Below are 16,406 nucleotides of genomic sequence, written 5' to 3' on the forward strand. Positions count from 1 at the left end.
CACCCGCACCAGCCACTTCACAGCACTTCGCCCCGCCGAGCTGACGCTCGACGGGGCGAACTGATCAAGACCCCGGATTAACCAACAGCATCCGTGTGAACGGTCCGGGGCCACTCGCTGTCTCCGGGCGGGGCGCGTCAGTCCTCGACCGGCTCCCGGCGGACCGACAGCAGGTCCTCCAGCTGCTCCTCGCGGGCCTGCGCCGCCACGAACAGCAGCTCGTCGCCGGCCTCCAGGGTCTCCTCGGGGCTCGGCGTGAGCACCCGCGTACCGCGGATGATCGTGACGAGCGAGGTGTCCTCGGGCCAGGCGACATCGCTCACCCGGATACCGGCCATCGCCGACTCCGGGGGCAGCGTCAGCTCGACCAGGTTGGCGTCGCCGTGGCTGAACCGCAGCAGCCGGACGAGATCGCCCACACTCACGGCCTCCTCGACCAGGGCGGACATCAGACGCGGCGTGGACACCGCGACATCGACCCCCCAGGACTCGTTGAAGAGCCACTCGTTCTTCGGGTTGTTCACCCGCGCCACGACCCTCGGGACCCCGTACTCGGTCTTCGCGAGGAGCGAGACGACGAGGTTGACCTTGTCGTCCCCGGTCGAGGCGATCACGACGTTGCACCGCTGGAGCGCCGCCTCGTCGAGGGAGGTGATCTCGCAGGCGTCCGCGAGCAGCCACTCGGCCATCGGCACCCGCTCCACCGAGATGGCCGTCGGCGCCTTGTCGATCAGCAGCACCTCGTGCCCGTTCTCCAGGAGCTCGGCCGCGATGGAACGGCCCACCGCGCCGGCCCCGGCAATCGCCACGCGCATCAGTGACCGCCCTCCTCGGGACCCTCGGCGAAGGCCTCCTCGACCTTCGCGATCTCGTCCGTACGCATCATCACGTGGACCAGGTCGCCCTCCTGCAGAACCGTCTGCGACGTGGGCAGTATGGCCTCACCCAACCGGGTGAGGAAGGCGACGCGGACGCCGGTCTCCTCCTGCAGCGTGCTGATCTTGTGCCCGATCCACGAGGGAGTGGTGTGCACCTCGGCGAGCTGCACACCACCGCTGGGGTCGCGCCACAGCGGCTCGGCGCCCGACGGGAGCAGTCTGCGCAGCATCTGGTCCGCGGTCCAGCGGACCGTCGCGACCGTGGGGATGCCGAGGCGCTGGTAGACCTCGGCACGCCGGGGGTCGTAGATGCGGGCCGCGACGTTCTCGATGCCGAACATCTCGCGGGCCACCCGGGCGGCGATGATGTTGGAGTTGTCGCCGCTGCTGACGGCCGCGAACGCTCCGGCCTCCTCGATGCCCGCCTCGCGCAGGGTGTCCTGGTCGAAGCCGACCCCGCTCACTCGACGGCCGCCGAATCCGGCTCCCAGGCGGCGGAACGCGGTGGGGTCCTGGTCGATCACGGCGACCGTGTGCCCCTGCTGCTCCAGGGTCTGTGCGAGAGCGGCTCCGACACGCCCGCAGCCCATGATGACGATGTGCACCTCGCGCCTACCTCGCCGTCCTGGTCGTCGTCCGGATGACCTGCGAAAACACCCTGCTCACACTTCTCTCTCAGCTTGCGGGGCAAAGAACCGGGCAACCACCCTCGGCGTCGCCCGGGGACGAGCTTAAGCGGCGGCGTCCGGACCGCCTCATCCGAGTGTGCGTATCCGACGGGCCGAAGGGCAAAGCGGGAGTCCGGCAGGAGTCCGGAAGACGGCCCGGCAGGCGGCCTGGCAGACGGAAGCAACCCGTCCGTAACGCAAGGATTTCGTTAAGAATCCCATGGACTTTTCCGGTGAGGGCGGGTAATTATGAAGGTTTTCCAGGCGCGGAGGGGGTGGTGGATCGGCGGCGTGTCTCGCCAGCGCTTACGATCCTCTGCGTGTCCAAACTGACCGACGTGCCCAAACGGATCCTGATCGGCCGGGCGCTGCGCAGCGACAAGCTGGGGGAGACCCTCCTCCCGAAGCGCATCGCGCTCCCCGTCTTCGCATCCGACCCCCTGTCCTCCGTTGCGTACGCACCCGGAGAAGTACTCCTCGTGCTGTCCATCGCGGGCGTGTCGGCGTACCACTTCAGTCCGTGGATCGCGGTCGCGGTCGTCGTCCTGATGTTCACCGTCGTCGCCTCGTACCGCCAGAACGTGCGCGCGTACCCGAGCGGCGGCGGCGACTACGAGGTGGCCAACACCAACCTGGGCCCGAAGGCCGGCCTCACCGTCGCCAGTGCGCTCCTCGTCGACTACGTCCTCACCGTCGCCGTGTCGATCTCCTCCGGCGTCGAGAACCTCGGCTCCGCCATCCCGTTCGTCGTCGAGCACAAGACGTTCTGCGCCATAGGCGCCATCGTGCTGCTCACACTGATGAACCTGCGAGGGGTGAAGGAGTCAGGCAAGCTCTTCGCGATTCCGACGTACCTCTTCGTGGCCGGCGTGTTCGTGATGATCCTCTGGGGTGCCTTCCGGGGGATCGTGCTCGGTGACACCATGCACGCGCCCACCTCGGACTACGTGATCAAGCCCGAGCACCAGGGCCTCGCCGGTTTCGCCCTCGTCTTCCTGCTGCTGCGCGCGTTCTCCTCCGGGTGCGCGGCGCTCACCGGGGTCGAGGCCATCAGCAACGGTGTCCCGGCCTTCCGTAAGCCCAAGAGCAAGAACGCGGCCACCACGCTGGCCGCCATGGGCCTGCTGGCCGTCACCATGTTCTGCGGCATCATCGGCCTCGCCATGGCCACCGACGTGAAGATGGCGGAGAACCCGGCCAAGGACCTGATCCACAACGGTGTGGCCGTCGGCGCGAGCTTCGTCCAGGACCCGGTGATCTCCCAGGTCGCGGCGGCGGTCTTCGGCGAAGGCACCTTCCTCTTCGTCTTCCTCGCCGCGGCCACCGCCCTCGTCCTCTTCCTCGCGGCCAACACCGCGTACAACGGCTTCCCGCTGCTCGGATCGATCCTCGCGCAGGACCGTTACCTGCCCCGCCAGCTCCACACCCGCGGCGACCGGCTGGCCTTCTCCAACGGCATCGTGCTGCTGGCGGGGGCCGCGATCCTGCTCGTCTGGATCTACGGCGCGGACTCGACCCGGCTCATCCAGCTCTACATCGTCGGCGTCTTCGTCTCCTTCACGCTGAGCCAGACCGGCATGGTGCGGCACTGGAACCGTCACCTGCGCACGGAGAGGGACCCCGCGGCGCGGCGGCACATGATCCGCTCGCGGGCGATCAACACCTTCGGCGCGTTCTTCACCGGCCTGGTCCTGGTCGTGGTCCTGGCCACCAAGTTCACCCACGGCGCGTGGGTCGCCCTGCTGGGCATGGTGATCTTCTTCGGCACCATGACCGCGATCCGCAGGCACTACGACCGGGTCGCCGAGGAGATCTCCGCCGAGGACGCGCCGTCCGACGACACCGTGCGGCCCTCGCGGGTCCACTCCATCGTCCTGGTCTCCAAGCTGCACAGGCCCACCCTGCGGGCCCTCGCGTACGCCAAGCTCGTCCGCTCGGACCACCTGGAGGCGCTGTCCATCAGCGTGGACCAGGACGAGACCAAGGCGCTGAAGCAGGACTGGGAGCGGCGTGGCATCGACATCCCGCTGAAGATCCTCGACTCGCCCTACCGCGAGGTCACCCGGCCGGTCATCGAGTACGTCAAGAGCCTGCGCAAGGACCGCCCGCGCGATGTGATCAGCGTCTACATCCCCGAGTACGTCGTCGGCCACTGGTACGAGCACCTGCTCCACAACCAGAGCGCACTGCGGCTCAAGGGACGGCTCCTGTTCACCCCGGGCGTCATGGTTACCTCGGTGCCGTACCAGCTGGAGTCCTCGGAGGCGGCGAAGGTGCGCGCCAGGAAGCGCGCCGACTGGAACGCGCCGGGCGCGGTCCGTCGCGGGCCCGTCGAGCGGCGGCACCACAAGGAGTCCAGCAGCACCAAGAGCTGACCGGGTCACCTCCTGGCGGCGGGCAGTCACCGCTGCGGCCCTTGGCGAGCAGCCGGCTTCCGTCCACGTAGACTTGTGGGCTGTTGTCCGGCCGTTCCCACTTTCCTCTTTCACCTCCCTGATCTCTGGAGCCACCCCCTCATGCAGAACGAATCCACGTCGTCGCAGGCCGGGGAGGACCTGATCGGTCAGGAGTACGAGGTCGAGGTCGGCCCCGTCGCCCACGGCGGCCACTGCATCGCCCGTACCGCCGAGGGGCAGGTGCTCTTCGTGCGCCACACCCTGCCCGGTGAGAAGGTCGTCGCTCGTGTCACCGAGGGCGGGACCGAGTCCCGCTTCCTGCGCGCCGACGCGGTCACGGTCATCGAGGCATCCAAGGACCGCGTCGAGGCCCCCTGCCCGTACGCCGGCCCCGGCAAGTGCGGTGGCTGCGACTGGCAGCACGCCAAGCCGGGAGCGCAGCGCCGCCTCAAGGGCGAGGTGATCGCCGAGCAGCTCCAGCGCCTGGCGGGCCTCACGCCCGAGGAGGCCGGCTGGGACGGCACGGTCATGCCGGCCGAGGGCGACAAGCTCCCGGCCGGCCAGGTGCCAGCCTGGCGCACCCGGGTCCAGTACGCGATCGACGCGGACGGCACGGCGGGGCTGCGCAAGCACCGCTCGCACGAGGTCCAGCCCGTCGACCGCTGCCTGATCGCCGCCCCCGGTGTCTCCGAGCTCGGCGTCGAGAAGCAGGACTGGCCGCAGATGGCCACCGTCGAGGCGATCTCCGCAACCGGCTCCCACGACCGCCAGGTCATCCTGACGCCGCGCGAGGGCGGCCGGCTCCCGCTGGTCGAGTTGGACAAGCCCGTCTCCGTGATGCGCGTCGACGAGAAGGACGGCGGCGTCCACCGCGTCCACGGCCGCGCCTTCGTGCGCGAGCGCGCCGACGACCGTACGTACCGCGTCGGCTCCGGCGGCTTCTGGCAGGTCCACCCGCAGGCCGCGAACACTCTGGTCCGCGCCGTCATGCAGGGCCTGCTGCCCCGCAAGAACGACACCGCCCTCGACCTCTACTGCGGCGTGGGCCTCTTCGCCGGAGCCATCGGCCAGCGGATCGGCGAGAAGGGCGCGGTGCTCGGCATCGAGTCCGGCAAGCGCGCCGTCGAGGACGCCCGCCACAACCTCAAGGACCTCGACCGGGTCCGCATCGAGCACGGCAAGGTCGACCAGGTCCTGCCCCGCACGGGCATCACCGAGTGCGACCTGATCGTCCTGGACCCGCCCCGCGCGGGCGCCGGCAAGGCCACCGTCAAGCAGCTGGTCGCCCTCGGCGCCCGCCGAATCGCGTACGTGGCCTGCGACCCCGCGGCGCTGGCGCGGGACATCGCGTACTTCGCGGAGGGCGGGTACCGGGTGCGGACGCTGCGGGCGTTCGACCTGTTCCCGATGACGCATCATGTGGAGTGTGTCGCTATCCTTGAACCGGCCGCGAAGGGCTCCTGACCTGCTGTTTTGCGTGTGCGCATTATGTGCGGTGTGGGCGCTACGGGCGATATCTTGACGCTGAAATGACGCTCGTGACGCTCATTTGACGCTCGTTCTGATGGTCTGTCAGGTGCCCTACTGGGCAGGTCAGGCCCTGCCAGGGTGGCGTATACCGATGAGGTGTCGAGGGCGGGTGACGCCCTGCGTGGATCTGCTGGCCCCCTGATGGCCGGTTGTCCCGGAAGTGACCAGCGAGCGCGGTGAACTGCCATGATGGAGGCGTGGTGGCCTTTGAGCAGTGCGAATGAACTTTCGGTTGTTTCACGCTCGTGTCGGTTGCCAGGGTCGGAAGTCCCAGAGGACTCCCATGGCTGGCGGAGGCCCTTTCGGCTCTACTCGAGGCAGGGCAGGGCAGCGCGGCATGGGATGGAGCCTGTGCGCTGGTGGTCAGCCTGGATCGAACGGCAGCATCGGCTCCCCGTGGACCCTGTTGTCGACGAGGGCGCTCGGACCTTGACGTCAAGTGGCTGGCGTTCGGCCGACGTGATGCGGGATCGTTGGCTCCTGATGATTGACGACGACTCTGCGGTCGCCGACGGCGGTGAGCCGACGGAGTCTGCCAAGCCTCGGCCGCCCTATAGCGAGCGGCCCATCGCGCGCGCCCGGCAGGCGAAGGCGCAGGAAATGATTGAGCGGCTCGTCGCCGAGGGGCACGTCCGGATCGCTGATCCCGATGACGACGAGGTCGCGGAGTGGCGGCGCGTCGTCAATTATGCGAAGCGCCACGGCCTGGAGCCGACGGGCAAACGCATCGCGAAGGTCCCTTATGGCGGGCCGGGGCTGGAGTTGTTCCTTGCGGAGGGCCCGCATCCCAACGCGCGGAGTCAGCGGCCGACGGCGGTCGGAGGGCCGGTTCCTGTCCCTGCACGGCTGGGACACCTGCATCCGGTGGTGGCTGCGCTCAAAGACGACGAGAGTCGGTTGGTGATGCCGTCTGCGCTGCGCCGTAGGTCGCTGCTCCTGTTGCAGGGTCTGGCGGCTGAGGTGGTGCGGCGAGGGTATGAGGTGCAGAAGGCACGGTCGTCCTTCTTCCCGCGCGAGGGCGGCGTGGACGTCGTTGTCGACGGCTTCGCGTACACCGTCACAGCCAGGTAGGAGTTCCCGGAGTCCACGGATCCGGAGCGCTCCGCTCGTCTCGTCGTGGAGCTTGCCCATGGTCTGGCCGGTCGGCCCGGTCGCTGGCGGGATCGGAAGAGCCGGACGCTTGGAGAAGCCTTGGGCGTGATCCTTAGAGAGATCGAGGCACGAGCTGTAGAGGATGCTCGGCGCCGGCAGGATGAACAGCAGGCCAGGGCGAAACGCGAAGCTCGTTGGCAAGCGGCCATGGGCGTGGCGAAGGAACAAGCTGTTCGCGAACAACTTGCCCAGGTGCTACGCGAAGAGGCCGGGAGGTGGCATGAAGCGGCTGCCCTCAGTGCGTACTGCAAGGCATTGGAACGTCGCATCGGCGAGTTGGACGGCGCCGTGGACGAGCAGGCTCTGGACTCGGCCCGAGATTGGTTGAAGTGGCCAAGGGGGTACGTGACGTTGGTCGACCCCTTGGGCAGCGGGCTTCCGGAGATGCCGCACACACGTGAACCCACGCCGGAGGAGCTCGAGCCGTACCTCAGGGGATTGAGTCCCTACGGGCCGGAACGGCGCGCCGGACGGTGACGCGAGCCGTCGGCCAAGAACACGGCTGGGACGACTACTCGGTTGCTCTTTCTGCTGTCGGTGACCCTGCACAGTTGGCGCGATATGACGTGGTTGGGCAGACTGCTGCGGAAGCGGCGGCGGCAATCGGCCGTTGATGATCAGATCCGAAGCTCTAAGGCCGCTTCGACAGGTGAGGACGCGGGGGTACAGGATGGCAGAGATTGGGCTGGCTGCAGCAATCGAGGAGCTGCGTCAGGAGCTGTACGCAGCCCAGGGGGCAAGCGTGGGGCAGCAGTTCGCATTTGAGATTGAGCAGGCCCAACTTGAGCTGCTCTTGGAGCTACGCAACGAGGGCCGTGGGGAGGGGAAGCTGACCTTCGGCGTGGCCACCGCAGGTGTCGGCGGCTCGACCGGGTCGATGAGGACACACAAGCTAACCCTCGCGCTGAAGGTCAAAGATCGGGCCACTGGCGGCGGGCGGGCTGAGGTCAGTGCCGACGAGACCGGCTCCTGGGGCGAGGACTGACGGTAACGCAGAGGGTGGCTGATCAGGGCATAGGCTGAGACGACTGCATGGACAAGCACAGACTGGCAGATGTCCGCTGCGATGGCACAGGCCGCCGCAAATCTGGGTCGGGCTACCTCATCGCTCCTCAATTGGTGCTGACCGCCCGCCATGTCATCGTCGATGAAATCGGTAAGGTCTGGCCGAGGATCACCGCCGGGGTGGGCCATCCGCCGTCCGGCGGCGTGGAACGGCGTGCGGCCACCGTCTGCTGGATAGATCCTGACGGCGCGGACGCGGCCCTGCTGCACCTGGACGCGCCAGTGGACGTCCCAGGAACGGTGCGCTGGGGCCGTCCGGTCGGCACTGAAGCCCTTCCATACTCTGGCCTGGGTTACCCGCTCCAGACCAGAGCCGAGGACGGCCAACGTCTCGTGGAACACCTACGCGGTGTCCTCTCGCCGCTGGCCGGAGGCGAAGGCCCGCACGACCTTTACACGCTCGACCAGCACGCTGCGCCGCGCCTACGAACCGACCAGCGGAGGGCGTGGAGTGGGATCTCAGGGGCGGCAGTCTTCTGCCAAGGTTGCCTCATCGGCATCGTGCTTCACGACGACGAGGAGCACGAGAATCGCCGCCTGCGCGCGCTGCCGGCCCGTAGGTTCGCCACAGGTTCCGCCTTCGTCGACCTGCTGCAGAAGAATGGGGCCCCGGCTCCCGAACTGATGCCTGCGGAAGGACAGCCAGCGATTCCCCACTCGGGCCGCCAACTTGAAGCACGCGGGTTCACAGCGGAGCATTCCGAGTCCCACGCGGAGGAGTTGGTCGCGATGGCAGACTCCTGTATACAGCCCTCCGAACCGACGAGCAGTGACGTTGCCAACCGCATTGCACAGTTGCGCGACAAGCTGGAGCTCGGCGCCATGGTTGTCATCGGAACAGGGTTGTCCCTTACGGCCCCGTACCCTACCAGTGCAGGACTGACCGCACTGCTATGGGACGCCATCGACGCCGATCCCGAAGCCCGAACGCTGCTCGCTGCTGAACTTGGCCAGCCCGATCAACCTGCGAAGCTCCTCATCGGCGACGACTTTGCTCGTAGCAATCTCGCGTGGCGCACTGTGGACAACCACATACTGGCCAGACGGCGCTTCCAACAAGAGATGGCCAACCTCGATGTCCGTCGCAGCACACAGCCATCCACTGCCCACGAGGAACTCGCGGCGCTGATCCACGCCGGCGTTATTGAGTGTGTCGTCTCGCTCAACTGGGACACCTCTCTCGAATCTGCTTATCGCCGTCAGTACGGAACCGAGATCCCTTCCGGAATTCTGTTCAAACCCCACGGCGACGCTGCTCGTCCTGAACAGCCATGGGTGCTTCCTCATCTGCCCGGAACCCTCAGCCCTGAGCTCGATGCCCGCATACAGCACCTCGTAGCCCACCACCCGCGCACCCTGCTCCTGGTCGGATACTCAGAACGAGACCGACACATGGTCGAGCAACTTATCGCCCCTTTGGGCCACGGGTGGCTCATCTGCCGCATTGGGCCTGAAGCGACTGGCATCGACGATATCCCCTCCACAGCCGACACGGCTCTGACCGTCCTTGCCCGCAACGTCCGCGAACGAGAAGCCATGTCGGCATGGCACACGGTCACGTTCACTGGCAAAGGAGATATCGGGCGTGCTTTGGCCGGAGCACGCCTCGGGCCTCGCGACGTGGACGCCTGTCCACGACTCCTCGAAGTCGATCTCCTCGCCGACGCCCTACGCCGCGATCACGCCGTCGTGCTCAACGGGGACAGTGGCTGTGGCAAGTCGATTACCGCGTACCAAGCCACGAGTGATCTCCTCAAGGGCGACGGCTACGAGGTACTGAGGCTGCGCGACGATGCTCGCAAGCGCGATCCGCGGCAGTGGGCGGCCGATCTCGCCCTGTATGCACATCGCAAAGTCCTCCTGATCGACGATGCGCAGGATCTGTCTGCAGATCTCGTACGTGAGTTGGCTGAGACCGCCACCACAGATCAGCTGATACTGATCGTCGGAGTGGATCATGTGGCAGGCGGCGTCAGCACTTACCGCATCAGCGGTGCTGCGGCGGTAGGCACGCTTGCCCACGAAATGCGCAAGCGTGCGGACGAGATCCTCCCTGCGGTACGCAGGCTAGACGACTCCGTTGGGGAGCAGATCGGTGACGAGCGGCTGCTTGACCGCCTTACCGAAGCCGGTCAAGCAGAGTCTGCCTGGCGTTTCTTCTATACGCTTACCGGCGGTTGGCGGCGCACCGAACGCGACGTGCTCGACTTGCGCGGCCATGACCGTGCGGATCTGCTTCTGCTAGCGCTCGCCATCGCGCAGGTTGCCAGTGTGGATTCCGGTGTGACGGCTCGCGACCTTGAATCCTATGCATACGCGCTTGGCCGCGACCGCGCCTGGATCGTTCAGGGTCTGCGCATCCTGCAGGACAAGCGCCTGACGATTGTGAGTGACGGGATTCTGCGCTGCGCACACCTCAGGGCCGCTTGGGCGCTGATCACGTGGATGCTGCATCTACCTCAGATTCCCCTCCCGCCCCAGAAACGCATCGTGATTCCGCCTATCGCCTCAGCAGTGGCTCCCGGGCCACCGACGCCCGTGCCTGCTGCTCGCCGGTCGTGCCGTGTCCGAGCCGCACTGCCTGAGAGTCAGATTGAAGCAGATCGTGAGGCTGCAGCGGCCCTTCTCTGCCTCGCGCTGGACGCACCCGGAACATCGATGCGGGGCGCCGCGTGGCTCATTGGAAGAAATCACAGTTCGGAAGCGCGTTGGATGCTCGCACGGCACGGGGTTCTTACTCGCTCACGTATTCGCGCGCTGGCCGAACGTGCGCTCTCCACGCCTGCCGGAGCTGATGTCGGCATGGCTGCCCATCTCCTCGAACGCCTCCTGCTTCTGGACGAGAGCGTCTGCCTGGATCTAGTTCGCAATCGTTGCGGTAACATCCGTGAATGGCTAGTCGAGGTCTCACCGGAGAACGGGTGGGCAATCGGAGACTTGATCAATTCTCTATCTTATCATGATAGGGAATTCACTGAGAATCTTCTCGTCGATGTGGACCCGCATGCACTGGCGCGGCTTATTTCCGAGGGTGGGTGGCCGCATATCTACTCCACCACCCACGCCGTAGAAAGGATCACGCAGGGGGGTGGGCTGAGCCTTATGGAGAGAGTCGGCGACGCCTATGACCCGAATTCCTTTCAGGTGCTTGTCGACCGCCCTCCTGCGAGTATTGAAGGAATTAGCGAGCTGCTCAAGACTCTGGCCTACACGGCTCGGGATCTAGGTCTTTCGATATTTGAAAGGTTGATTCCCTACCTTGCGGCGCAGGTCTCAAAGAATCCTCCCGTTGAGTCGCAGAAGATATTTGATACATGGGCATTTCTCCTGGGGTTTGCTCCACGATTCCTCCGGGGCAGGCGATCTCCCGACCGCGCGGCTCGCCGACTGGCCAAGAAGTTTGCCCGGAGCCTTGACCTTGACCAACTTGCGCAATCCCTCTCACGGCCTCGCGCAGACCTGACCTGGCACAACTTCCACTATTTCGTCTCCTTCGTTTGGGAAGCCGATCCCACGATCGGCAAGGCCGTCGTAGGCCGGATGAATCTTGAAGCGCTCGCAGCTGAGTTCGAGCGGAGCCTGCCGTCTCCTCCCCAAAACCATCTGTATGCGGTCGAAGTTCTCCACGAATTCAGGCCGGCCGAGGCCCGGGAACTCCTCGAACGATACGAGGCTCAGTACGCCACGATCGATCCTTTCCTAGCCCACATGGCCCCCGAGATGACGATCCGGTTGCTTCGCCGCAGTCTGCCACTCGACCTCGGTCTGCCCAGCCAGCACTGGGAATTCGCCGCGGAACTCCTGAACAGCCTGGCGAGCTATGACACTCAGGTTGCAGTCGAACTCGCCGCTGCCAACTGCTCTGGATTTGTTGCAGGATTGTCCTCTAATTACACAGACCCGTTTGAAGGTCTCTCCGCCTGGGTGCAAGCATGCGACACCCACGCTCCCGGGCTTGTAGACGATGTAATTCGCCTGCTCCCCTCCGGCGCAGTTGCGAATTGGGCGCGAGCGCTTCGGAAGCGTAACCGGAGGCGCGAGATCGCACCACTTCTATACCGGGCTCTGGAAACGGATGGGGCAGCCGTAGCAGAAGCGCAAGAGTTGATTCGCCAATTCCCTAGCTTGAAACAACCCTGACTCGGGCGAACTTGGCTGTGCGGGCGCCCTCTGGTCGAGGCAATCCTTGCCGACGCTTGGACCGCCGCCTATTCGGTAGCATCTGCGAGATCATCCTTGGCGACTCTGCGGTGAAACGGGCGTCCCATCTGAGCCCGGACCCCGAGACGTGCATCAGCGTGTCTCGAACTTCCTGGATTGTGCCCGCTGTTCCCCTCCCCCATGACCTTGGACACTCGTTCCTTACGCTGCCAGGAAATGACCTTGCTGGTGTCGTTGTCGGATCTCGAGCGGGGTGAGGTAGCCCCACAAAGGGTGCTTGCGTAGCCGTCGGCGGTTGTAGAAGGTCTCGATGTAGGTGAAGATCGCTGCTCGGGCGGTGGCCCGGTCCGGCCAGACACGGACGCCGATCTCTTCCTTTAGGACGGCGAAGAAGCTCTCAGCTGCGGCGTTGTCGTAGCAGGATCCGGTCCGGCCCATGCTTTGGCGCAGGTTCAAGCCCTGTATGCGGCGGCGGAGTTCGTCCGAGGTGTATTCGCTGCCGCGGTCCGAGTGCGCGATGCAGCCGGGCTGGAGGTTGCCTCGGCTTGCGGCCATGGTGAGTGCGTCGACGACCAGTGAGGCCCGGTGGTGGTCGGACATCGCGTAGCCGACGACCTCGCGGGTGGCCAGGTCCAGCCAGGTCGCCAGGTAGAGCCAGCCCTGTTCGGTGGGGATGACGGTGATGTCGCCGACCAGCTTTACTCCGGGCGCCGGAGCGGTGAAGTCGCGGCCGATCAGGTCCGGGGCCGGCACCGCCCGTTTCGCGGGCCTGGTGAGCGACCGGCGCCTGCGGCGCGTGACGCCGGTGATGCCCCGCTCCCGCATGACGCGCTCCACCCGCTTGCGGTTGACCTGGCGTCCGCGGCGGGCCAGCTCCGCGTGGATGCGCGGGGACCCGTAGGTGTGCTTCGAGGCGACGTGCAGCACGGTGATCTCGTGGGCCAGCGCGTCGTCGGCCTCCTGGCGGGGGCGGCGGGCAACCTCGCCCTCAGCCCACGCATAGAAGGAGGCCCGGGCGACCTTCAGCAGTCGGCACAGGAAAGCGACGCCGAAGGTGGCCTTCTCCGCCTCGATGAACCGGTGGACATCGGTCATCGATCGCTCTCCTTCGCGAAGAAGACCGCCGCTTCTCGCAGCACCTCGATGGTCTTGGCCTGCTCGGCGTTCTGCCTGCGCAGCCGCTTGAGCTCCTCATGCTCGGCCGAGGTCAGCTCGCCAGGCCGGCCCTGGCCTCGGTCGGCCTTCGCCTGCTTCACCCAGCCCCGGAGGCCCTCGGCACTCACGCCGAGGTCACGGGCGACCTCGGTGACCGTCTTGTCGGAGGCCAGCGCCAGCTCGACGGCATCGCGCTTGAACTCCTCCGTGTACCGCCTGCTGCGGTTGCTCTTGCTCAACCTGAACCACTCCCCCCGGGACCCATCCGTCCCAGTGTCCATGTGTCCAGGTCAATGGGGGAGCTTTAGTCCCGCCGAATACGAGACCGCACTCGCAGCCTGACCACCACACCAATGGTGTCCGTCAAAGCGGATCAAGCCCACAACCTCCTGTCATGGCACGTGGCCTCGGGTGTGTCGCGAACGGCGTGAGCGCAGCGGCCCAGACGACGCCAGCAGCGATGAGGAGAATACCTGTCGGCGTCCCGAGGAGGACGTTCGCTTCCGTACCCTGGTGAGGTTCGCCGTCCGGCTCGCTGTAACGGGCGGCACAGAGACTTCTCGGCAGGAAGCAACACGAAAAGGTGACGAGTGAGCGACAAGAACCAGGAGCTGGCCGACTTCATCTGGTCGGTGGCCGATCTGCTGCGCGGCGACTACAAGCGCTCTGAGTATGGCAAAGTCATCCTGCCGATGACCGTGCTGCGCCGCATGGACTGCGTGATGGAGGACACTCGCAAGGACGTGTGGGCGCGTGCCGAGTCCTACGCGGGTATGAACAAGGACGGCGTGCTGCGGGCTGCTGCCGGCCGGAACTTCTGGAACCTTTCCCAGCAGTCATTCGCCACCATCGGTGCCGACCAGGACACCGACAAGGTCGAGAAGAACCTCAAGGACTTCATCGACGGCTTCTCGGCGGAGGCCACCGAGATCCTCGACCACTACGCCTTCCACCTTCAGATCGAGCGGCTGGCCAGGACCGGTCTGCTCTACCTCGTCGTGCAGAAGTTCGCCGAGATCGATCTCAGCCCCGCAGTCGTGGATAACCACAACATGGGCTTCGTCTTCGAGGAACTCATCCGCAAATTCGCAGACGCCTCGAACGAGACCGCCGGCGAGCACTTCACTCCACGCGAAGTGATCGAGTTGATGGTCGAGCTGCTACTTGCTCCAGACGCTGAACGCCTCACCGGTGAGGCTCCTGTGGTCGATATCCTTGACCCGGCCTGCGGAACCGGTGGCATGCTGTCGGCAGCTGAGGAACACATCAAGACGCTCAATCCTCGGGCACGCGTGAACCTGTTCGGGCAGGAGGTCAACGCTGAGTCGTACGCGATCTGCCGCTCAGACATGCTCCTCAAGGATCAAACGGCCTCCAATATCTGCTTCGGGAATTCCTTCACCCAAGACGGTCATGAAGACGAGCAGTTTGAATACATGCTCGCCAACCCGCCCTTCGGCGTGGAATGGAAGAAGGTCGAGAAGGAGATTAAGGAGGAATACGAAGATCGCGGCTACGATGGCCGCTTTGGTGCTGGCCTGCCCCCCATTAACGATGGCTCCTTCCTCTTCCTTCAGCACATGATCCAGAAGATGAGGCCATTGAAGAAAGATGCCGAAGGCGGGGAAAACGGGGGCAGTCGAATCGCCGTTGTATTCAACGGTTCGCCGCTTACTGGCGTTGCGGGATCGGGCGAGTCGGAAATCCGCCGATGGATTATCGAGAACGACTATCTGGAAGCGATCGTTGCTCTCCCGGACCAACTCTTTTATAACACAGATCTTTCTGCCTATTTCTGGATCGTCACCAACCGAAAGCCGAAGAACCTTAAGAATCGGATCATTCTTGTCGACGCGCGGGATCAGTGGCGCAAAATGACAAAGTCGCTGAGCAAGAAGCGTAAGCGGATCGCTGAGGAGCAGCGCAAGGAGATCTGTCATTGGTATGGGCAGGCGTATCGACTGGCGCGCTCAGGTGAGAACTCTGAACACTCCGTACCGGATAAGGTGAAAGTCCTTGCTGCCGACGAATTCGGATACAAGCGGATCGCCGTTGACCGGCCACTCAAGCTGCGCTTCGAGGTCACTGAGGACACCCTTGACGGGTTGCGTGCATCCAGGGTAGTTGCCAGGGAGTTCCGCGATCCAGAGAAGCTAGTTGATGCATTGAAACCCCTGGTCGGGTCGAGTTGGGCTACCAAGGCCCAGGCGTGGGGTGACCTTCTAGCAGCAATGGCTGAGAAGGGTGTGCCGTGGCCGAAGGGCAAGCCCTTCGACAGGGCCATGCGTGACGCAGTCGGAGTGCCGGATCCCGAGGGTGAGATCCAATTTGCAAAGAAGGACCAGCCCGAACACGACCCAGGTTTGCGAAACTTCGAGTATGTGCCCCTTCGTGGTGACATCGACGAATACTTCGCGCGTGAGGTGAAACCCAATGCCGAGGAGGCGTGGATCGCGGAGTCCAAGAATGCGGAGACGCAAGAAATCATCCGTTTTCGGATCGGGTACGAAATCCCGTTCACGCGACACTTCTACGTCTACGAGTCCCCGAATTCACCGACTGATATCGACAGGGAGATGAAGGCCCTGGAGGCGAAGATCCAGACGTTGCTGAGTCAGTTGGCCACATTGGATGATTTCACCTTCGCTGAGATCTCTGAGACTGTGTCGCCCGGCGGTTTGGGGAAGTCGCGTGCCGAAGGGTCGTGGAGGTGGCTCCCCGAACTGCCTGACAGTTTTAAACTGGTACGCCTCGCGTATTTGGCTCGCCTGCAGAATGGGTTGACGGTCGACGCGAAACGCGATATCACCGGGGATGTCGTCACGCGTCCGTATCTGCGAGTAGCCAATGTTCAAGCTGGTCGTCTTGCGCTCGAATCCGTCACGGAGATCACGGTGCCGCGGAGTGTGGCCCGGCGTAGCACGCTCAGGGCTGGTGATGTTTTGATGACCGAGGGCGGGGACTTGGACAAGTTGGGCCGCGGGACCGTATGGCGAGGTGAGCTGGAAGGTTGCTTGCACCAGAATCACATCTTCGCCATCCGGCCCGATGAACGGCATCTCGATGGCGAGTACTTGGCTTACGTCACTCAGTCCCTCCATGGGCGCTGCTATTTCGAGAGCACGGGAACTAGGACTACAAACCTCGCGTCCACCAACAGCAGCAAGATCCAGAACTTCCCAGTGCCGCTCCCGCCCGTGCCGACACAAAAAGCATTGGTCCGTTCCCTTAACGCGTCGCTCGACCGCCAAACACGGCTGCGCGACGAGATCGAGTGCCAGCTCGCGCTCCTCATCGAGCGCCAGCGGGCACTCTCCACCGCTGCAGTCACCGGTCGACTGCAGGTTGCCACCACTTAATTGCCGCTCGATGTTGTATGCCGCTTCCCCTATCCCCAAGGA

10 protein-coding genes are annotated in these 16,406 nt (G+C 64.9%); 6 read left to right on the forward strand and 4 right to left on the reverse strand.

What is annotated here, in order from left to right:
• Positions 1–137: 137 nt before the first annotated feature.
• Both ACGFNN_RS20860 and ACGFNN_RS20865 read right to left on the reverse strand, forming a co-directional pair.
• The gene (locus tag ACGFNN_RS20860) at positions 138–815 is read right to left on the reverse strand and encodes a TrkA family potassium uptake protein (protein ID WP_362539389.1); all 678 of its coding nucleotides are present in this window, start codon (positions 813–815) and stop codon (positions 138–140) included.
• The gene (locus tag ACGFNN_RS20865) at positions 815–1,483 is read right to left on the reverse strand and encodes a TrkA family potassium uptake protein (protein WP_073748169.1); all 669 of its coding nucleotides are present in this window, start codon (positions 1,481–1,483) and stop codon (positions 815–817) included. Before ACGFNN_RS20865 ends, ACGFNN_RS20860 begins: the two co-directional genes overlap by 1 nt.
• A gap of 383 nt (positions 1,484–1,866) precedes the next feature.
• On the opposite strand from ACGFNN_RS20865, the gene ACGFNN_RS20870 reads away from it, so the two are divergent.
• The 5 genes from ACGFNN_RS20870 (at position 1,867) to ACGFNN_RS20890 (ending at position 11,829) form a co-directional block, all read left to right on the forward strand.
• On the forward strand, positions 1,867–3,921 hold the full coding sequence (locus ACGFNN_RS20870; protein WP_362666727.1) for an APC family permease: 2,055 nt from the start codon (positions 1,867–1,869) through the stop codon (positions 3,919–3,921).
• A 141-nt stretch (positions 3,922–4,062) separates the two neighbouring features.
• Positions 4,063–5,406, forward strand: coding sequence for a class I SAM-dependent RNA methyltransferase (locus ACGFNN_RS20875; protein WP_393557770.1), 1,344 nt, complete (start codon positions 4,063–4,065; stop codon positions 5,404–5,406).
• A 549-nt stretch (positions 5,407–5,955) separates the two neighbouring features.
• On the forward strand, positions 5,956–6,543 hold the full coding sequence (locus ACGFNN_RS20880) for a hypothetical protein (RefSeq protein ID WP_393557772.1): 588 nt from the start codon (positions 5,956–5,958) through the stop codon (positions 6,541–6,543).
• Positions 6,544–7,237: 694 nt separating this feature from the next.
• The gene (locus tag ACGFNN_RS20885; RefSeq protein WP_393557774.1) at positions 7,238–7,609 is read left to right on the forward strand and encodes a trypco2 family protein; all 372 of its coding nucleotides are present in this window, start codon (positions 7,238–7,240) and stop codon (positions 7,607–7,609) included.
• 47 nt (positions 7,610–7,656) lie between these two features.
• The gene (locus tag ACGFNN_RS20890; protein WP_393557776.1) at positions 7,657–11,829 is read left to right on the forward strand and encodes a hypothetical protein; all 4,173 of its coding nucleotides are present in this window, start codon (positions 7,657–7,659) and stop codon (positions 11,827–11,829) included.
• Between the two features lie 222 nt (positions 11,830–12,051).
• Here ACGFNN_RS20890 and ACGFNN_RS20895 read toward each other — a convergent pair whose 3' ends face one another.
• Both ACGFNN_RS20895 and ACGFNN_RS20900 read right to left on the reverse strand, forming a co-directional pair.
• Positions 12,052–12,945 (reverse strand): IS3 family transposase, encoded by an 894-nt coding sequence (locus tag ACGFNN_RS20895; RefSeq protein ID WP_393557778.1) that lies wholly within the window; start codon positions 12,943–12,945, stop codon positions 12,052–12,054.
• Positions 12,942–13,244, reverse strand: a complete 303-nt coding sequence (locus ACGFNN_RS20900) for a transposase (RefSeq protein ID WP_393557780.1) — start codon at positions 13,242–13,244, stop codon at positions 12,942–12,944. Before ACGFNN_RS20900 ends, ACGFNN_RS20895 begins: the two co-directional genes overlap by 4 nt.
• Positions 13,245–13,595: 351 nt before the next feature.
• Between ACGFNN_RS20900 and ACGFNN_RS20905 the strand changes: the two genes are divergently transcribed.
• On the forward strand, positions 13,596–16,364 hold the full coding sequence (locus ACGFNN_RS20905) for an N-6 DNA methylase (RefSeq protein ID WP_393557782.1): 2,769 nt from the start codon (positions 13,596–13,598) through the stop codon (positions 16,362–16,364).
• The last annotated feature ends 42 nt before the right edge of the window (positions 16,365–16,406 follow it).

Origin of the sequence: Streptomyces sp. NPDC048590 (assembly GCF_043199535.1) — a bacterium.
GTDB lineage: Bacteria > Actinomycetota > Actinomycetes > Streptomycetales > Streptomycetaceae > Streptomyces.